Here is a 17,600-nt window from a genome sequence, read left to right as displayed (position 1 = left end):
CATTGGCATCGGCTAATCTGGAGCGGTGACCCTGCGCTTTTACGACACTGCATCCGCCGAAGTCCGCGATTTCGTTCCCCTGGTACCGGGCAAGGTAAGCCTGTATTACTGCGGTGCCACGGTGCAGGGCATGCCGCACGTGGGGCACATCCGCTCCGCCATCGCCTTCGACCAGCTCAGCCGCTGGCTTGAGTACCGCGGCTTCCGCGTCACGGTGGTCCGGAATGTCACCGACATCGACGACAAGATCCTCGCCAAGTCCGAGGCCTCCTTCCACCCTGACTTCGAGCAGGAGCCCGGGGCCGTGCCGGAGGAGGAATGGTGGGCGCTGGCCTACCGCTACGAGCAGGAGTTCCTCAAGGCCTACGACACCCTCGGCGTGTCCCGGCCCACGTACGAGCCGCGGGCAACGGGGCACATCCCGGAGATGCACGCACTGATCCAGCAGCTGATCGACCGCGGGCACGCGTACCCTGCCCTCGATGGCTCCGGGGACGTCTACTTCGACGTGCGCTCGTGGAACAAGTACGGCGCGCTGACGCGGCAGAAGATTGATGACATGCAAGGTGCCGCGGACGCGGACCCGCGCGGCAAGAAGGACCCCCGCGACTTCGCCCTCTGGAAGGGCTACAAGGAGGGGGAGCCGACGACGGCGAGCTGGGTTTCGCCGTGGGGCACCGGCCGTCCGGGCTGGCACCTCGAATGCTCGGCAATGGTCACGAAATACCTCGGCACCGAATTCGACATCCACGGCGGCGGCCTCGACCTGCGCTTTCCGCACCACGAAAACGAGATGGCCCAGTCCCAGGCGGCGGGCCACGGCTTTGCCAACTTCTGGATGCACAACGGCATGGTCACATATCAGGGCGAGAAAATGTCGAAGTCCGTCGGCAACACCGTCAGCCCGGCCGAGATGCTGGAAATCGCGCCGCCGCGCGTGGTCCGTTACTACCTGGGCCAGGCACAGTACCGCTCGGTGCTGGATTACCAGCCGACGTCGCTGCAGGAGGCCGCGGCCGCCGTCGAACGCATTGACGGTTTCATCAGCCGCGCCCTTCGGAGCACGATGACGCAAGACGGCGCTGCCGGCCTCTTCAGCCACGGCACCGTTCCGGAGGCGTTCGCCGCTGCCATGGACGACGACCTCAACGTCCCGCAGGCCCTCGCGGTTCTGCACGATACGGTCCGCGCCGGCAACTCAGCCCTCACCGATGGCGACCTGGCGGCGACGCGGCAGGCCCTGGCCAGCGTGACCGACATGCTGAGGGTCCTGGGCATCAGCGACGCCGCGCAGCCCGCCGTCGACGACCAGGCCACCAGTGCACTTGGTACGCTCATTGAAGCGCAGCTCGCCGCCCGCGCCGAAGCCCGTTCCAAGAAGGACTGGGCCGCCTCCGACGCCATCCGGGACACCCTCGCCGCGGCCGGCGTCCTGGTCGAAGACAACGCCGACGGCGCCACCTGGAGCCTGCAGCGCGGCTAGCCTCCCAGGCTCAGCGCCCGCCCGGTCAACGATTTGAGGCCAGTCAGTAGACTGGAGTCCAGACTTACTCAATACAACCAAGGGTGGAATTCATGGCCAACAAAGGTCGCCCGGGCGCAGTCCGCAAGCTCAAGAAGGGCCCCACCACCGGAACCGGTGGCCACGGCCGCAAGGCTCTCGAAGGCAAGGGGCCAACCCCCAAGGCCGAGGACCGCCCCTACCACAAGGCGCACAAGAACAAGCAGCTCGCGGATCGCTCCGCAGCCAAGCGGCCCGCTGGTGCCGGCGGCACCCGCAGTGCCGGTGCCCGGTCGGGCCCGAAGGGGCGTGCCACCGAAGAGGTCGTCACCGGCCGCAACTCCGTCGTGGAGGCGCTGCGCGCCGGCATTCCCGCCAAGGCACTGCACGTGGCCATCCGCATCGAGATGGACGACCGCGTCAAAGAGTCGCTGAAGATCGCCGCCGAACGGGGCATCCCGCTGCTGGAGACCGGCAAGCCCGAGCTGGACCGGATGACCGACGACGCCGTGCACCAAGGGCTCGTCCTGCAGATCCCGCCGTACGAGTACCAGGACGCCTACGACCTGGCCGAAGAGACCGTGGAAGGCTGGAAGAAGGGGCACATCGCGAACGCACCCCTCTTCGTCGCCCTGGACGGCATCACCGACCCCCGTAACCTCGGCGCGATCATCCGCTCGGTCTCGGCGTTCAGCGGCCACGGTGTCATCGTCCCCGAGCGCCGCTCCGTGGGCGTCACGGCCGCTGCATGGAAGACCAGCGCCGGCGCGGCTGTCCGCGTTCCCGTGGCCCGCGCCTCCAACCTGAACAACGCCATCAAGCAGTTCAAGGACATGGGCGTCTTCGTGCTGGGGCTCGACGGCGACGGCGACGTCTCGCTGCCGGACCTCACCGTTGCCACCGAACCCGTCTGCATCGTGGTCGGCTCCGAGGGTAAGGGCCTTAGCCGGCTCGTCAGGGAAAACTGCGACCAGATCGTCTCCATCCCGATCGACTCCGCCATGGAATCCCTGAACGCCTCCATGGCCGTCGGCATCTCCCTCTACGAAGTCTCCCGCCAGCGCTCCGCGAAGTAACCCCGGCCAAACGCTCTCTCAGTTCCTGCAGGGAAACACGAAACGCTTCCTCAGCTTTCGCAGGGAACCGGCAAACGCTTCCGCACCTGGGTGCGGAAGCGTTCCGTTTTAAGCGGCAGGAGCTGCAGGAGGGTTTGGGGATTTCCGGCAGGATCTGAGGAAGCGTTCTGGCGCCTTAGAACTCCCGGCGGTTGGCCAGGACCGGGAGCTTGGCGCGGGCTTCCTTGACCAGATCGGGATCCAGGTCGGCGAAGATCAGGCCGGGGGCGCCGTCGAGCTCTTCCAGGACCTGCCCGAAAGGCGAGACGACCGCGCTGTGCCCCACGCCCGTGGGCGCCGCGCCCCGCGGTTCGATGCCCTGGGTGGCGGGATCGCCCTGGCCGCAGGCGAGGACGTAAGTGGTGGTGTCCACGGCCCGGGCACGGGCAAGGAGCTGCCACTGGTCGACCTTGCCGGGGCCGGAACCCCAGGACGCGCAGACGATGTTGGCCACGGCTCCGCGGTCAGCGTTGGCCGTGAAGAGGGCCGGGAAGCGGATGTCGTAGCAGGTGGCCAGGCCAAAGGTGAGGCCGCCGACGTCGAACGTTACGGGGCCGGTCCCGGCGTCAACGGTGTCCGACTCCAGGAACCCGAAGGCGTCGAAAAGGTGCACCTTGTCGTAGCTGGCGTCCACGCCCGGCCCGGCCACCAGCAGCGTATTGCGCACCTTCGTCTGCCCTTCGGACGGCGCTGAACCTGGAGTGAACATTCCGGCAACGATCACTATCCCCAGCCGGTCAGCGATCGAGCGGACGCGGCTGGCCCAGGGGCCGTCCAGAGGCTCGGCGATGTCCAGCAGGGAATTGCCGAAGGCCCGCATCGTGGCCTCGGGGAAAACGACCATCTCGGCGCCGCCGTCCTTGGCGCGGCGGGCATACTCCTCGACCACGGTGAGGTTCCCGGCCACATCCCTGCCGGTGATGATTTGAGCCAATGCAATCTTCACGAAAACCTCCACGTCGTTGCGTCATTACAGCGTTTAGCGTGCCGCCACGTACCCCGCATGCGTAACATGCCGGAATAGATCAGCGATTTCGATGTGACAGCTAAGCTTTAATTGATGGTAATGCCCCTTTTAGACACAACCTCGATGGTGGACGACCCCCAGGCCTTTCCCCTCGGGGTCAGCGAAGCGCGCCAAGTTCCCGGCGCAGGCGGGGTCTCAGGCGGCCGCGCCCGCGTTGCGGTTTATGCGCCCGGCATCACCAAGCTGGAGGTGGCTTACCAGGCGCCCGGGCAAAGCTGGCGCCTTCAGACCCTCTCCGGCCTTCCGAACGGCGTCCACCACGGTGTGGTCGACGGATTCCCCGTGGGCTCACGGTACGGCTTCCGCGCCGTCCCCCAAGGCGAAGAGGTCCTGCCGCTTGCGGTTCCCACTGTTGATTTCGACGACGACGGCGGCAGCCGGCAACCGCTGTTGCTGGACCCCTACGGCCGGGCCGTCGACGAACGCGACGGATTCCTCACCAGTGTCAGGATGTCTTCGGACTTCGACTGGGCCGCCGACGAGAAGCCGAATACACCGTGGCGCAACACCATCGTCTACGAGGCGCACGTCCGCGGACAGAGCATGCTCCATCCGGACATCCCGGAGGCCCTGCGCGGCACATACGCCGGCATGGCCCACCCCGCCATGATCGAGCACCTCACCGGTCTCGGCATCACAGCCCTGCAGTTGCTGCCCGTGCATTTCCATCTGGACGAGCCACACCTCCAGAACCTCGGCCTCACCAACTACTGGGGTTACAACACGGCAGCGTTCTTTGCGCCGTCCCCCGGGTACGCCACCAAATCGGCCCAGGAAGCGGGGCCGCAGGCCGTCCAGGACGAGTTCAAGGGAATGGTCAAGCTGCTGCACGCCGCCGGCATCGAGGTCATCCTCGACGTCGTTTACAACCACACTGCCGAAGGCGGGCCGGACGGCCACACCCTGAGCTTCCGGGGCCTCGGCGAGCAGAAGTACTACCGCACCGACGGCAACGGAAAATACGTTGACACCACCGGCTGCGGCAACAGCCTGAACTTCGGCGAACCCCGCGTGATCCAGATGGTGCTGGACTCCCTGCGGTACTGGGTGAACGAGTTTCACATCGACGGCTTCCGCTTTGACCTCGCGGTCACGCTCTGCAGGAACGCAACCAACGAGTTCGATCCCCACCACCCCTTCCTCGTGGCGGTCGCCGCGGATCCGGTGCTCTCGCGCGTCAAACTGATCGCCGAACCGTGGGACGTGGGCTACGGGGGCTGGCAGACCGGCCGGTTCCCCAGCGGCTGGGTGGACTGGAACGACCACTACCGCGACGCCGTGCGCTCCTTCTGGGTGGCGGACCGGGCCGCCCTCGACAACGGAGGCCGGGGAGCGTCCGTCGCCCGGCTGGCCGATGCCCTGTCCGGCTCGGCGAGCCTGTTCGAACCATCGGGCCGCTCGCGGCTGGCTTCGCTGAACTACATCACCTCCCACGACGGTTTCACCATGACCGACCTCGTGTCCTACGACCGCAAGCACAACGAGGCGAACGGTGAACAGAACCGGGACGGGCATGGCGACAACCGAAGCTACAACCACGGCTTTGAAGGACGCACCGAGGACGAGGGCATTTTGGCGCGCCGCCACCAGAGCAAGCGCAACCTCATGGCCTCGCTCATGATTTCCCTCGGCGTTCCCATGATCACGGCAGGGGACGAGCTCGGCCGCACCCAGCAGGGCAACAACAACGCGTACTGCCAGGACAATCCCCTCACGTGGGTCGACTGGACCAGCACGCCGGAGTCCCATGCCATGCTGCGGAGCACCAAGCGCGTGATCCGCCTCCGCCGGGAGTTCCTGACCGCCCAGCCGCCCGACTACCCCGTCCGCGACGCCCGCTCGTACCTCTACTGGTACGACCAGGGCGGGCAGCCCATGACCATGGAACGGTGGAACGATTCCGGGAACCGGGTGGTTCAGCTGCTGCTCGGCTCCGATGACGGGCACGAGGCCGGGCTCATCGTGGTCAACGGCGGTCCCGAGGACATCGAGGTCACCCTTCCGCAGGTAACCAACGACGGCACCGGCAGGCGGGTCTTCGATCTGCGCCTCACCACGTCCGAGCTCCACGACCGGCGCCAGGGCACACTGGTCGCTTCCGGCGAGCCTGACGAGGTGCAGGCTTACACCATCAACATCTACCGCACATAACATAGAGGGAACGGGCATGCGCAGGCGTTGGAATGTCGGAACGCTGCTGCTGGGGCTTGCCGTGGCTGCCCTCGTGGTCTTCAACCTTTTCATCGCGCCGGGCGGCACGCCTCCCAGTGGAGTTCAGCCCAGTGGGGTTCCGGGAACGACGACGTCGGCACCTGCCGCAGCGCCGCCGTCGTCGGCCGGCAAAGGCACTGGCGTGCCGAACGTCTCCGGGCTCCCGATCATCCGGGAGTCCCAGCTACCGGCGGAAGGCAGGCGGACACTGACGCTGATCCGGCAGGGCGGACCCTACCCGTACCCCCGCGACGGCGTGACATTCGGAAACTTTGAACGCATCCTGCCGCGCAAGGCCGGCGGGTACTACAAGGAGTACACGGTGCCGACGCCCGGCGAGTCGGACCGGGGCGCCCGCAGGATCGTGGCGGGACAGGCCGGCGACAAGTACTACACGGCGGACCACTACGAATCGTTCAAGTTCATAGCAGAAGGCAAATAGCACCATGAAGATCTATTCCGGCGACACCTGGACCCTCGAGGAACTCCGGGACCAGGTAGCCGACGCCGGCCGCCGGAGCCTGCTGGTCCCTGCTGCCGACTCCAAGAAGTCCGTGCTCGCAGCCTTCGGCGAGGCGCTGGATTTTCCGGAGCACTTCGGCGTCAACCTCGATGCGCTCAACGACTCACTGCATGACTTCGCCGACGCCATTTCCGACGACGGCGCGAAGCCCCTGACCGTGATCTGGCAGGTCCCCGCAGCCTTCCGCGGCGACCGCTCATTCGGCGTCATCTGCGAGATCCTCCAGGACGCCGAGAGCTACGCCGGCGAGGACCTCGCCGTCATCGCGGTGCTGATCTAGCCCGCCTGGGCCCACGCCGTCAGGAGACGGTAGGGACTAGGCGTTGACGATCAGCCCCAGCTCGGCCCTGGACGCGAGGGCGTCGTGCTTGGGGAGCACCCGCACGGTGTAGCCAAAGGATCCGGAGCGGTCGATCACGATGGACCCGGCGAAGAGGTAGCGGCCGTTGCCGAGCTCCTCCTTGGCCTCCAGTTCCACCATGGTCACGTTGGCCAGCTCGTCGCTTTCGGCTGCCTGCCCGTAGGCCACCTCCACCGCCACGTCCTGCGGGGACAGGTTGTGCAGTCCCACGTAGGCATGGACCTGGAGGGTGTCACCGATCTGCGGGTCCTCGGAGACGCCCAGCGAGTCGACGTGCTCCACGTGCAGCTGGGGCCAGGCAGCGCGGACCTTGGCGACCCATGCCGCCAGCGCCTTGGCCTGTGCGTAGGAGCCTGCCACCGCCTCGCGTCCCGAAACCGCCGCGGGCCGGTACAGGACGTTGACGTAGTCCTGCAGCATCCGCTCCGCCGAGACCGCCGGACCCAGGTGGGCCAGCGTGTGCTTGATCATGGAGACCCAGTGCGTGGGGATCTTCTCGTGGCCGGACTCGGACGGCCCTGCGGCGCCGGCCGCCTCGGAGACGGTGTTGCCATAGAACCGCGGCGCCACCTGCGTCTCGAGCAGCTCGTACAGCGCCGCGGCCTCGATGTCGTCGCGCTCATCGGCGGACGCGCCGTTATTGGCCGTGGGGATCGCCCAGCCGTTTTCGCCGTCGTACATTTCATCCCACCAGCCGTCCAGGACGGACAGGTTCAGGGACCCATTGATGGCGGCCTTCATGCCGGAGGTGCCGCAGGCTTCGAGCGGCCGCAGCGGGTTGTTCAGCCAGACGTCGCAGCCCGGGAACAGCGTGCGGGCCATGGCGATGTCGTAGTTCGGCAGGAAGACGATGCGGTGCCGGACGGCGGGATCGTCCGTGAAGCGGACCAGGTCCTGGATCATCTTCTTGCCGGCGTCGTCCGCAGGGTGGGACTTGCCGGCGATGACCAGCTGGATGGGGTGTTCCTTGTGCAGCAGGAGCGCCTTCAAGCGCTCGGGGTCCCGCAGCATGAGGGTCAGCCGCTTGTACGTGGGCACGCGCCGGGCGAAACCGATGGTCAGGACGTCCGGGTCCAGCACCGAGTCCGTCCACGCCAGCTCGGCATCAGCCGCACCGCGCTTCTTCCACGCAGCCCGCAGCCGGCGCCGCACATCCTCCACCAGTGAAACGCGCATCTCGCGCCGGAGAGCCCACACCTCGGCGTCGGAGACGTTGTAGGCGAGGTCCCAGCGGCCCATGACCTCGGCTTCGGGTCCGAACCGCTCCCGGGCGAGCTTCGCGATCCGGGGATCCACCCAGGTGGGCACGTGCACGCCGTTGGTCACGGAGGTGATGGGCACCTCCGAGTGGTCGAATCCCGGCCACAGCGCCGAGAACATGCCGCGCGAGACTTCACCGTGCAGCTTGGCAACGCCGTTGGCGCGCTGTGCGAGGCGCAGGCCCATCACGGCCATGTTGAACACGAAGGGGTTGCCTTCGCTGAAGTTTTCGCGGCCCAGGTCGAGGATCCGCGAGGTGGGAACGTCCGGTGCCAGCCCGGCTTCGAAGAAGTGCTGGATCTGCGCGGCTTCGAAACGGTCGATGCCGGCGGGAACGGGCGTGTGGGTGGTGAACACGGTGGACGAGCGTCCGGCGGCGAGGGCCTCGTCGAAGGTGAGCGCCTGCTCGCCGGCCATCAGCTCCTGGATCCGTTCGACGCCGAGGAATCCGGCGTGGCCCTCATTCGTGTGGAACACCTCGGGCGCGGGCGTGCCGGTGAGCTTCTGGTAGGCGCGCAGCGCCTTGACCCCGCCCATGCCGAGCAGCAGTTCCTGCTGCAGCCGGTGGTCTCCGCCGCCGCCGTACAGGCGGTCGGTGATGCCGCGGGCGGCGTCGTCGTTTCCGGGAACGTTGGAATCCAGCAGCAGGAGGGGGACACGTCCGACGTCGGCACGCCAGATGTGTGCCAGAAGGCACCGTCCGTTGGGCAAAGGCAGTGAGATCTCCAGCGGCTTGCCGTTCCCGTCCGGGGCGGGCTCCCGCAGCAGGGTCAGGGGCAGGCCGTCGGGATCAATGACCGGGTAGGTCTCCTGCTGCCAGGCGTCCCGGGAGAGTGACTGCTTGAAGTAGCCGGCCTGGTAGAGCAGGCCGACGCCGATCAGCGGCACGCCGAGGTCGGAGGCGGCCTTGAGGTGGTCGCCGGCGAGGATGCCGAGGCCGCCGGAATACTGCGGCAGGACTTCGGTGATGCCGAATTCGGGGGAGAAGTAGGCGATTGAGGCGGGGGCGTCGCTGCCCAGCCCCTGGTACCAGCGAGGTTCCGTCAGGTACCGGTCCAGGTCCGCCGCTGCCGCCTGGACGCGGGCCACCACGTCCTGGTCGATCGCGAGCCGGTGCATCTCCTCACGGCCCACCAGGCCCAGGAAGCTGACCGGGTCGTTGCCGCACTGTGCCCAGACACGCGGGTTCAAGCTTTCGAACAGCTCCCGGGTGGGCCGGTGCCAGGACCAGCGGAGGTTCGTCGCCAACCGGGCCAGTGGCCGGATCGGCTCGGGAAGAACGGTACGGACGGTAAATCTGCGGATTGCCTTCACCTGCGCCACACTAACCGACCGGGTGAACGGCCGGAACCGCTTTTGATTACTTTCCGGTAAATGACGAATCGCTTCACTAATTAAGTTCGCAGGCTTAGCAATTCGCCCCATTTCTCGCTAACGTCGAGCTTGTGACGACTAACACGCGAACCAGTGCCCCAGCAAAGCAAACGCCGAAAGTTTCGGTCACGGAAGGCCTTCGGTTTGGCCGTTTCCCTATCACGGACGTTCAGCCTGTTGTCGAAGGGGGGAAGTTCCCGGCCAAGGCGCTGCCCGGTGAAGGAATCGTGGTCAGCGCCAGGTCCTTCCGCGAGGGCCACGACCAATTGGGCGTCAGCGCGGTCCTCTTGGATCCCAAGGGCAACGAGCGCCAGCGGGTCCGGCTCCAGCCGCCATCCGGTGACCGCGGCAAGGGAACCGACCTCTGGGAAGGCCTGCTCACCCCGGAATCCACCGGGAACTGGTCGTTCGTCATCGAGGCCTGGCACGACCGCTACGGCACGTGGCACCACAATGCCGAGGTCAAGGTGGACGCGGGCATCGATGTCGAGCTGATGCTTGCGGAGGGCGCCGCGCTGCTGTCCGAGGCGGCCGAGGAACCCGCCCGCGACGATGCGGACCGGCAGACGCTGCGCTCGGCAGCCACCATCCTTTCGGACACCTCCCTTTCACCCGAGGACCGCCTGGCCGCAGGTTTCAGCCGGGAGGTCGCCGGCGTGGTGGAGCGCGAGCCGATCCGTGAGCTTGTCACCGTCTCCGAACCGTTTCCCCTGCTCGTTGAGCGGGACCGCGCAGGCCGCGGGTCCTGGTACGAGTTCTTCCCGCGCTCCGAGGGCGCCGTGCGCGACCCCGGCACGGGCGCCTGGACGTCCGGCAACTTCCGGACTGCGGCCAAACGGCTGGATGCCGTGGCCGGCATGGGTTTCGACGTCATCTACATGCCGCCGATCCACCCGATCGGCGTGCAGCACCGCAAGGGCCCCAACAACACGCTGATCGCCGGCCCGAACGATCCCGGGTCGCCGTGGGCCATTGGCGCCAAGGAAGGCGGGCACGACGCCATCCACCCCGACCTCGGAACCTTCGAGGACTTCGACGCCTTCGTGGCGCGGGCGAATGAGCTGAATCTGGAAGTGGCGCTCGACCTGGCACTCCAGGCCGCCCCCGACCATCCCTGGGTCACCGAGCACCCGGAATGGTTCACCACCCGCGTGGACGGCAGCATCGCGTATGCCGAGAACCCGCCGAAGAAGTACCAGGACATCTTCCCGCTCAACTTCGACAACGACCCCGAGGGCCTGTCCAAGGAAATCCTGCGGATCGTCGAGCTGTGGGTCAGCCACGGCGTGAAGATCTTCCGGGTGGACAACCCGCACACCAAGCCGGTGTGGTTCTGGGAGTGGCTCATCGGCACGGTGAACAAGAAGGACCCGGACGTCGTCTTCCTGGCTGAGGCCTTCACCCGCCCCGCCATGATGCACGCGCTGGGCAGGGCAGGCTTCCAGCAGTCCTACACCTACTTCACGTGGCGCAACACCAAGAAGGAACTCGAGGAGTACTTCCACCACGTGAGCCGCGAGTCGGCTGCCTTCTTCCGGCCCAACTTCTTCGTCAACACCCCGGACATCCTCACCGAGTACCTGCAGTACGGCGGGCCGGCGGCGTTCAAGATCCGTGCTGCCCTGGCAGCCACCGCGAGCCCGCTGTGGGGCGTGTACGCCGGTTACGAACTGTACGAGCACGTGGCCCGGCCCGGCGCCGAGGAGTACATCGACAATGAGAAGTTCGAGTACAAGGCCCGCGACTGGGAAGCGGCCTCCGCCTCCGGCCGGACCCTCGCGCCGTACCTGACCAGGCTCAACGAAATCCGCAAGGCCCACCCCGCGCTGGGCGACCAGCAGAACCTCACCGTGCACCAGTCCACTGACGACGCCACGGTGGTCTACTCCAAGCACAAGACCCTCCCGGACGGCACGAGGGACACCATCATCGTGGTGGCCAACGTGGACCCGCACAGTGCGAGGGAAGGCATGGTCTCGCTGGATCTGTCCGCGCTGGGGCTCGACCCCGCAGACCTCACTCCGAACGGCGGATTCTGGGTGGATGACCTCATCTCCGGCGAGTCTTGGGAATGGGGCGAGTACAACTACGTGAGGCTGGATGCACATGTTGAACCTGCACACATCCTGAGCATCCGGAGGTAGCCGCCAGTGAGTTTCAGTCCGCAGGGCTCCACCCAACACTTCACCCCCAAGAGCACGTTTGAACTCAATGCACCGGGTTTGCAGCATGATCCGCTGTGGTACCGGAAAGCGGTGTTCTATGAAGTGCTGGTCCGGGGCTTTGCGGACGCCAACGGCGACGGTTCGGGCGACTTCCACGGGCTGATCGAGAAGCTCGACTACCTGCAGTGGCTGGGCGTGGACTGCCTGTGGCTGCCGCCGTTCTTCCAGTCACCCCTGCGGGACGGCGGGTATGACATCTCGGACTACAACTCCGTCCTGGACGAGTTCGGCACCATCAGCGACTTCAAACGGCTGGTGGCCGAGGCGCATGCACGAGGCGTCCGGGTCATCATCGACCTCCCCCTGAACCACACCTCGGACCAGCACCCCTGGTTCCAGGAGTCCAGGAAGGACCCCGACGGTCCCTTCGGCGACTTCTACGTGTGGAGCGACACGGACGAGAAATACCAGGACGCGCGCATCATCTTCGTGGACACGGAGGAATCCAACTGGACCTTCGACCCCATCCGGCGGCAGTTTTTCTGGCACCGGTTCTTCAGCCACCAGCCCGACCTGAACTTCGAAAACCCGAAGGTCATCGACGCCGTGTTCGACGTCGTGCGGTTCTGGCTGGACCAGGGGATCGACGGGTTCCGGGCGGACGCCATCCCGTACCTGTTTGAGGAGGAGGGGACCAACTGCGAAAACCTGCCGGCGACGCACGAGTTCCTGCGCAAGCTGCGGAAGATGGTGGACGAGAGCTACCCCGGGCGGGTCATCATTGCCGAGGCCAACCAGCCGCCCAACGAGGTGGTGGAGTACTTCGGAACCGAGGAGGAACCGGAATGCCACATGGCCTTCCACTTCCCGATCATGCCGCGGCTCTACTACGCACTGCGTGACCAGAAGGCCGCCCCCATCATCGAGACCATGCACGACACCCCGGCCATCCCGGAAGGTGCGCAGTGGGGAACATTCCTGCGCAACCACGACGAGCTGACGCTGGAAATGGTCACCGCCGATGAGCGGGCCGCTATGCTCGGCTGGTACGCACCGGACCCGCGCATGCGGGCCAACATCGGCATCCGGCGCAGGCTGGCGCCGCTGCTGGACAACTCCAGGGCGGAAATCGAGCTGATCAACGCCCTGCTGCTGTCACTGCCGGGCAGCCCGTTCCTGTACTACGGCGACGAGATCGGGATGGGCGACAACATCTGGCTCGAGGACCGTGACGCCGTCCGCACCCCCATGCAGTGGAATCCCGACCGCAACGCCGGGTTCTCCAACGCCGATCCCGGCAAGCTGTACCTCCCCGTGATCCAGTCGCTGGTCTACAACTACGCCATGGCAAACGTGGAGGCCGAGGCCGCCCATTCCGGCTCGCTGCTGCGCTGGACCCGGCAGATCCTCAGCGTGCGGAAGAACCATCCGGCGTTCGGGCTCGGGGCGTTCAGGCATGTGCAGGCCGACCACGAGGTGGTGCTGGCCTATCTCCGCGAACTGCCGGAGGGCAACACGGCGGGAGAGCCGGCCGAATCCATCCTGTGCGTTTTCAACCTTTCCCAGCACCCGGTGTCCTCCACGCTGAGGCTTCCGGACTTTTCCGGCCGGGGTCTGCGGGACGTCTTCGGGGGCCAGCCGTTCCCCGGCATCAGCGACGACGGCCAGCTGACGCTGACGCTGGGCAGCCACGACTTCTTCTGGCTGCGCGTGCGGGCCTCTGCTTCCAACCCAGCTTCACCCTTTACGCAAGCGATGCCGATACTGTCGATTGAGGGATGAGATGATCCAAACAACGCTGACACCCACACTCGAACACCTGCTCCGCGACTGGCTTCCGGCCCAGAGGTGGTTCCCGGTAAAGTCTCTGGACTTCACCCTGGCGCCGGTGGGCGGCCTGGTCCTGGATGACCCCACCGGCCAGGCCGGCCTGGAGGTGTTCCTTGCCTCCGTCGAGTCCAAAACGGCCGACGGCGTCTCCCGCACCGACGTCGTCCAGATCCCGCTCAGCTACCGCAGCCAGCCGCTGCCGGGCGCCGAGCGGGCCCTGATCGGTGAGAGCGACGATCCCGAACTTGGGCACCGCTGGGTCTACGACGCCGTCCACGACCCCGCCTTCATCGCCGCCTGGCTGGACCTGATCCGGACGGAGGAAGCCGCCGGCACGGCCAGCGGCCACCTTTCCGGGGGCGGGCAGCCGCTGCCGCAGGCCTCCGGGACGGTCCGTGTCCTGTCAGGCGAACAGTCCAACACGTCGGTAATAGTGGACGACGGCGATTCCGCGGCCATCGTGAAGTTCTTCCGGGTGCTTTCGGCCGGGCGAAACCCGGAGGTGGAGATCGGCGCCGCGCTGTCCGCGGCCCGCACCCCCGAGGTCCCCGCCACACTGGGCTGGGTCACCGGCGAGTGGTACCCGCAGGCTCAACTTCGCCAGGATGAGACTGCCTCAGGCGGTCCAGCCCGGGGCGAACTGGCAGTGGCCCACGAATTCCTGGCCGGCGGCCGGGACGCGTGGCGGCTCGCCGTTGACGCAGCGGCCGGGGGAGTGGACTTCACGGCCGAGGCGCATGCCCTTGGCCATGCAACGGCCACTGTCCACCGCAGGCTCGCCGAAACGCTGGGTGTTTCGGCCGAAGCGGTTCCGGGCGGGGACATTGCCCCCGGCGTAGCCCAGCGCGTGCGTCAGATGTGGGCGGAGGCGGGACCCGCCGTCGGGCCTTACGAAGAAGCGCTGGAAAGCCTGCTCAGCCGGCTTGAAGGCACCCCCGGCGGAGCGCTTCAGCGCATCCACGGCGACCTGCACCTCGGCCAGATCCTCCAGGTTCCCGGCGCCGAAGGCGGCCATGACCGGTGGGCCATCCTCGACTTCGAGGGGGAGCCGCTCCGGCCGATCTCCGAGCGCAACTTCCCCGACGCCCCGCTCCGGGACGTGACGGGCATGCTTCGCTCCTTTGACTACGCGGCGGGCGCCGCCGAAAGGGAGCAGCCGGACGTCCGCGTCCCGGACTCCTGGGTGGACGACTGCACCGAGGCCTTCCTGGCAGGCTACGCGGAAGTAACTCCCGGAACGGTGGACCGCAATTCGCCGCTCTTTGTGGCATTGTGGCTGGACAAGGCGCTCTACGAAGTCGTGTACGAGTTGCGCAACCGGCCGGGCTGGCTGGCCATTCCGGTGAATGCGGCCAGGCGGCTCCTCAGCACTAAAAGCTCCGGCGAACCGGCCGGAGCAGCAGCGGAAGGTAATAACATGACAGGCTCTGCACACACCGACAGCCCCCACGCACCGTTGCACGTGGACGCGCACACGCTCTCACGCGTCGCGGCCGGTGAACACCACGCCCCGCACTCGGTGCTTGGTGCCCATTTGGACGACTACGGACACGTGACCATCCGCACCGTCAAGCACCTCGCGGAAGCGGTCAACGTGGTGACCCAGGCCGGAACCGTGCCCATGACCCACGAGGCCGAGGGCGTCTGGGTGGCGGTGCTCGAGCCGCTGCAGCACGGTCACGTGCCGGACTACCGCCTTGAAGTGACGTACGAGGGCGCTGAGCCGGTGACCGCGGACGATCCATACCGCTACCTCCCCACCGTGGGCGAAGTGGACCTGCACCTGATCGGCGAAGGACGCCACGAAAAGCTCTGGACCGTGCTGGGCGCGCACGTGCAGCACTACAAGTCCGCAATGGGCGACGTTGACGGCGTGTCCTTTGCCGTGTGGGCGCCCAACGCCGAAGCGGTCCGGGTCAAGGGCGACTTCAACGCCTGGGACGGGCGGGAAAACTCACTGCGGTCCCTCGGTTCCTCGGGCGTCTGGGAACTGTTCATCCCGGGTGTCCCGGCCGGCGCCTGCTACAAGTTCGAAATCAAAACCAAGGGCGGTTACTGGGTAGAGAAGGCCGACCCGCTGGCCTTCGGCACCGAGGTGCCGCCGCTCACCGCGTCGAGGGTTGTCGAGTCCCACTACCGGTTCGAGGACGCGGACTGGATGAAGGAACGCGCCGCCCGGGATCCGCACAACTCGCCCATGAGCGTCTACGAGGTCCACCTAGGATCCTGGCGCCTGGGCCTGAACTACCGCGAGCTGGCCAAGGAACTCGTCGAGTACGTCAAGTGGCTCGGGTTCAGCCACGTCGAGTTCATGCCCGTGGCCGAGCACCCCTTCGGCGGCTCCTGGGGCTACCAGGTCACGTCCTACTATGCGCCCACCTCCCGTTTCGGGCATCCCGATGAATTCCGGTTCCTGGTGGACTCGCTCCACCAGGCCGGCATCGGCGTGATCCTGGACTGGGTGCCGGCGCACTTCCCGAAGGACAACTGGGCCCTGGCGCAGTTTGACGGGCAGCCGCTCTACGAACACGCAGACCCGAACCTTGGCGAGCACCCGGACTGGGGCACCCTGATCTTCGACTTTGGCCGCACCGAGGTCCGGAACTTCCTCGTGGCCAACGCGCTGTACTGGCTCGAAGAGTTCCACATCGACGGCCTGCGCGTGGACGCCGTCGCGTCCATGCTGTATCTGGACTACTCGCGGGAAGACGGCCAGTGGCAGCCCAACCGCTTTGGCGGCCGCGAAAACCTGGAGGCCATCTCGTTCCTCCAGGAGACCAACGCCACGGTTTACAAAACCCACCCCGGCGCCGTGATGATCGCGGAGGAATCCACCGCCTTCCCCGGCGTCACAGCGCCCACCAGCCAAGGCGGCCTCGGCTTCGGACTCAAGTGGAACATGGGCTGGATGCACGACTCGCTCAAGTACACCTCCGAGGACCCGGTCAACCGCAAGTGGCACCACGGAACGGTCACGTTCTCCCTGGTGTATGCCTTCACCGAGAACTTCCTGCTGCCCATCAGCCACGATGAGGTAGTCCACGGCAAGGGCTCCATGCTCCGCAAGATGCCAGGCGACCGCTGGCAGCAACTGGCCAACCTCCGCGCCTTCCTCGGCTACCAGTGGGCACACCCGGGTAAGCAGCTGATCTTCATGGGCACGGAATTCGGCCAGGAAGCCGAGTGGTCAGAACAGCACGGCCTCGACTGGTGGCTCGCAGACATCCCGGCTCACAAGGGCATTCAGCTGCTGCTCAAGGAACTGAACGAGCTCTACAAGTCCACGCCGGCACTGTACTCCCGGGACAACGAGCCCGGCGGGTTCCAGTGGATCAACGGGGCCGACGCCGACCGCAACGTCCTGACCTTTGTCCGCTGGGACACCGAGGGCAACCCGCTGGTCTGTGCCGTCAACTTCTCCGGCGGCCCGCACAAGGAGTTCGCCCTGGGCGTGCCCTCGGCCGGAGCTTGGACCGAGGTCCTGAACACAGACTCCGAGGACTACGGCGGATCGGGCGTCCTCAACGGCGGCACGCTGACCGCGGAGGACGAGGGCATCGACGGCCAGCCGGCGACTCTTACGGTTACGCTGCCTCCGCTGGGCGCCGCGTACTTCAAGCCGGCTGAGTCCGGCGTGATCACCTCGGCGGCCGCAGCCAAGGCCAAGGTTACCGAGGCTGAATCAGTCTTCGCCGCGCCCACGGCTGCTGAGACCCGGCCCGCCGAGACCCGAGTCGTTGAACCGAACAGTGCTGAGCCGAAAGATGCTGCACCGAAGGGCGGTACGGGAAAATCGGCTCTGCCCGGCGGGCCCCTCGCCTGAGTCCAGACGCACCGCTCATCGGAGCGTTCATCTAAGTCCCGACGGACCGCCGGTCTAAGACCCGGCGGAGGCCGGAGACCCGGGTGGTTGTTTCGCTAGGAGGAGGGCCCGGAATCCCGTGGGATTCCCGGCCCTCCTCTTCGTTGCTCCGGTGCAGTTGGCATTCTGCCAGGGTAGTGGTAGAGTTTATTTCCGCGCCGCTCCCCGGAGCGAGTCGGCAAGGTGATCCGGAAGCCAACAGGCTGGGCCGGACGGAAACCGCTGATTTGACTCGGATGAAGCGAGCGGGTAAGTTTGAAAAGTTGCTCCGGAGCGATCCTGAACGTTGGTTTGGGTGGTGCCGGGTGTGTCTGTTGTTTGAGAACTCAATAGTGTGCCAAGTTTGTTGATACCGATTTTTTATTAAATTG

The 17,600-nt window shown here is 66.5% G+C and carries 10 protein-coding genes; 8 read left to right on the top strand and 2 right to left on the bottom strand.

From position 1 onward, the window contains the following. The first annotated feature begins 25 nt into the window (after positions 1-25). Positions 26-1,483, top strand: coding sequence for a cysteine--tRNA ligase (gene cysS / locus DBZ45_RS00060; RefSeq protein WP_111901961.1), 1,458 nt, complete (start codon positions 26-28; stop codon positions 1,481-1,483). 92 nt (positions 1,484-1,575) lie between these two features. Further along, positions 1,576-2,577: a 23S rRNA (guanosine(2251)-2'-O)-methyltransferase RlmB gene (gene rlmB, locus DBZ45_RS00055; RefSeq protein ID WP_111902023.1), complete on the top strand. Its 1,002-nt coding sequence runs from the start codon at positions 1,576-1,578 to the stop codon at positions 2,575-2,577. Between the two features lie 175 nt (positions 2,578-2,752). Here the strand turns inward: rlmB and DBZ45_RS00050 are convergent, their stop codons facing one another. Continuing rightward, a complete protein-coding gene (locus DBZ45_RS00050) occupies positions 2,753-3,562 on the bottom strand; it encodes a carbon-nitrogen hydrolase family protein (protein ID WP_111902022.1) in 810 nt (269 codons plus the stop codon). A gap of 114 nt (positions 3,563-3,676) precedes the next feature. Here DBZ45_RS00050 and glgX point away from each other — a divergent pair, with 114 nt between their 5' ends. The 3 genes from glgX to DBZ45_RS00035 are packed head-to-tail and all read left to right on the top strand — an operon-like array spanning position 3,677 to position 6,657. After that, entirely contained in the window at positions 3,677-5,794 is a 2,118-nt protein-coding gene (glgX, locus tag DBZ45_RS00045; RefSeq protein WP_111901960.1) for a glycogen debranching protein GlgX, read from the top strand. A gap of 16 nt (positions 5,795-5,810) precedes the next feature. Next, complete coding sequence (locus tag DBZ45_RS00040; protein ID WP_111901958.1) at positions 5,811-6,296, top strand: ribonuclease domain-containing protein; 486 nt, start codon at positions 5,811-5,813, stop codon at positions 6,294-6,296. A 4-nt stretch (positions 6,297-6,300) separates the two neighbouring features. After that, on the top strand, positions 6,301-6,657 hold the full coding sequence (locus tag DBZ45_RS00035; protein WP_111901957.1) for a barstar family protein: 357 nt from the start codon (positions 6,301-6,303) through the stop codon (positions 6,655-6,657). Between the two features lie 36 nt (positions 6,658-6,693). On the opposite strand, the gene glgP is transcribed toward DBZ45_RS00035, so the two are convergent. Then, the gene (glgP, locus tag DBZ45_RS00030) at positions 6,694-9,312 is read right to left on the bottom strand and encodes an alpha-glucan family phosphorylase (protein WP_190242944.1); all 2,619 of its coding nucleotides are present in this window, start codon (positions 9,310-9,312) and stop codon (positions 6,694-6,696) included. 131 nt (positions 9,313-9,443) lie between these two features. Between glgP and DBZ45_RS00025 the strand changes: the two genes are divergently transcribed. Genes DBZ45_RS00025 through DBZ45_RS00015 form a run of 3 tightly spaced genes read left to right on the top strand, consistent with a single transcriptional unit; the run spans position 9,444 to position 17,190 of the window. Beyond that, on the top strand, positions 9,444-11,516 hold the full coding sequence (locus tag DBZ45_RS00025; RefSeq protein WP_111901955.1) for an alpha-1,4-glucan--maltose-1-phosphate maltosyltransferase: 2,073 nt from the start codon (positions 9,444-9,446) through the stop codon (positions 11,514-11,516). Between the two features lie 6 nt (positions 11,517-11,522). Then, on the top strand, positions 11,523-13,319 hold the full coding sequence (gene treS, locus DBZ45_RS00020) for a maltose alpha-D-glucosyltransferase (protein ID WP_111901954.1): 1,797 nt from the start codon (positions 11,523-11,525) through the stop codon (positions 13,317-13,319). A 1-nt stretch (position 13,320) separates the two neighbouring features. Further along, positions 13,321-17,190, top strand: a complete 3,870-nt coding sequence (locus DBZ45_RS00015; protein WP_111901953.1) for a 1,4-alpha-glucan branching enzyme — start codon at positions 13,321-13,323, stop codon at positions 17,188-17,190. Positions 17,191-17,600 lie beyond the last annotated feature (410 nt).

The organism is Arthrobacter globiformis (assembly GCF_003261175.1).
GTDB lineage: Bacteria > Actinomycetota > Actinomycetes > Actinomycetales > Micrococcaceae > Arthrobacter > Arthrobacter globiformis_A.
This window is presented reverse-complemented; position numbering and strand designations above follow the sequence as displayed.

Coding starts and splice junctions, on each gene's coding strand:
- rlmB (WP_111902023.1), top strand. CDS start 1,576: ATGGCCAACAAAGGTCGCCCGGGCGCAGTCCGCAAGCTCAAGAAGGGC.
- glgX (WP_111901960.1), top strand. CDS start 3,677: ATGGTAATGCCCCTTTTAGACACAACCTCGATGGTGGACGACCCCCAG.
- DBZ45_RS00040 (WP_111901958.1), top strand. CDS start 5,811: ATGCGCAGGCGTTGGAATGTCGGAACGCTGCTGCTGGGGCTTGCCGTG.
- DBZ45_RS00035 (WP_111901957.1), top strand. CDS start 6,301: ATGAAGATCTATTCCGGCGACACCTGGACCCTCGAGGAACTCCGGGAC.
- DBZ45_RS00015 (WP_111901953.1), top strand. CDS start 13,321: ATGATCCAAACAACGCTGACACCCACACTCGAACACCTGCTCCGCGAC.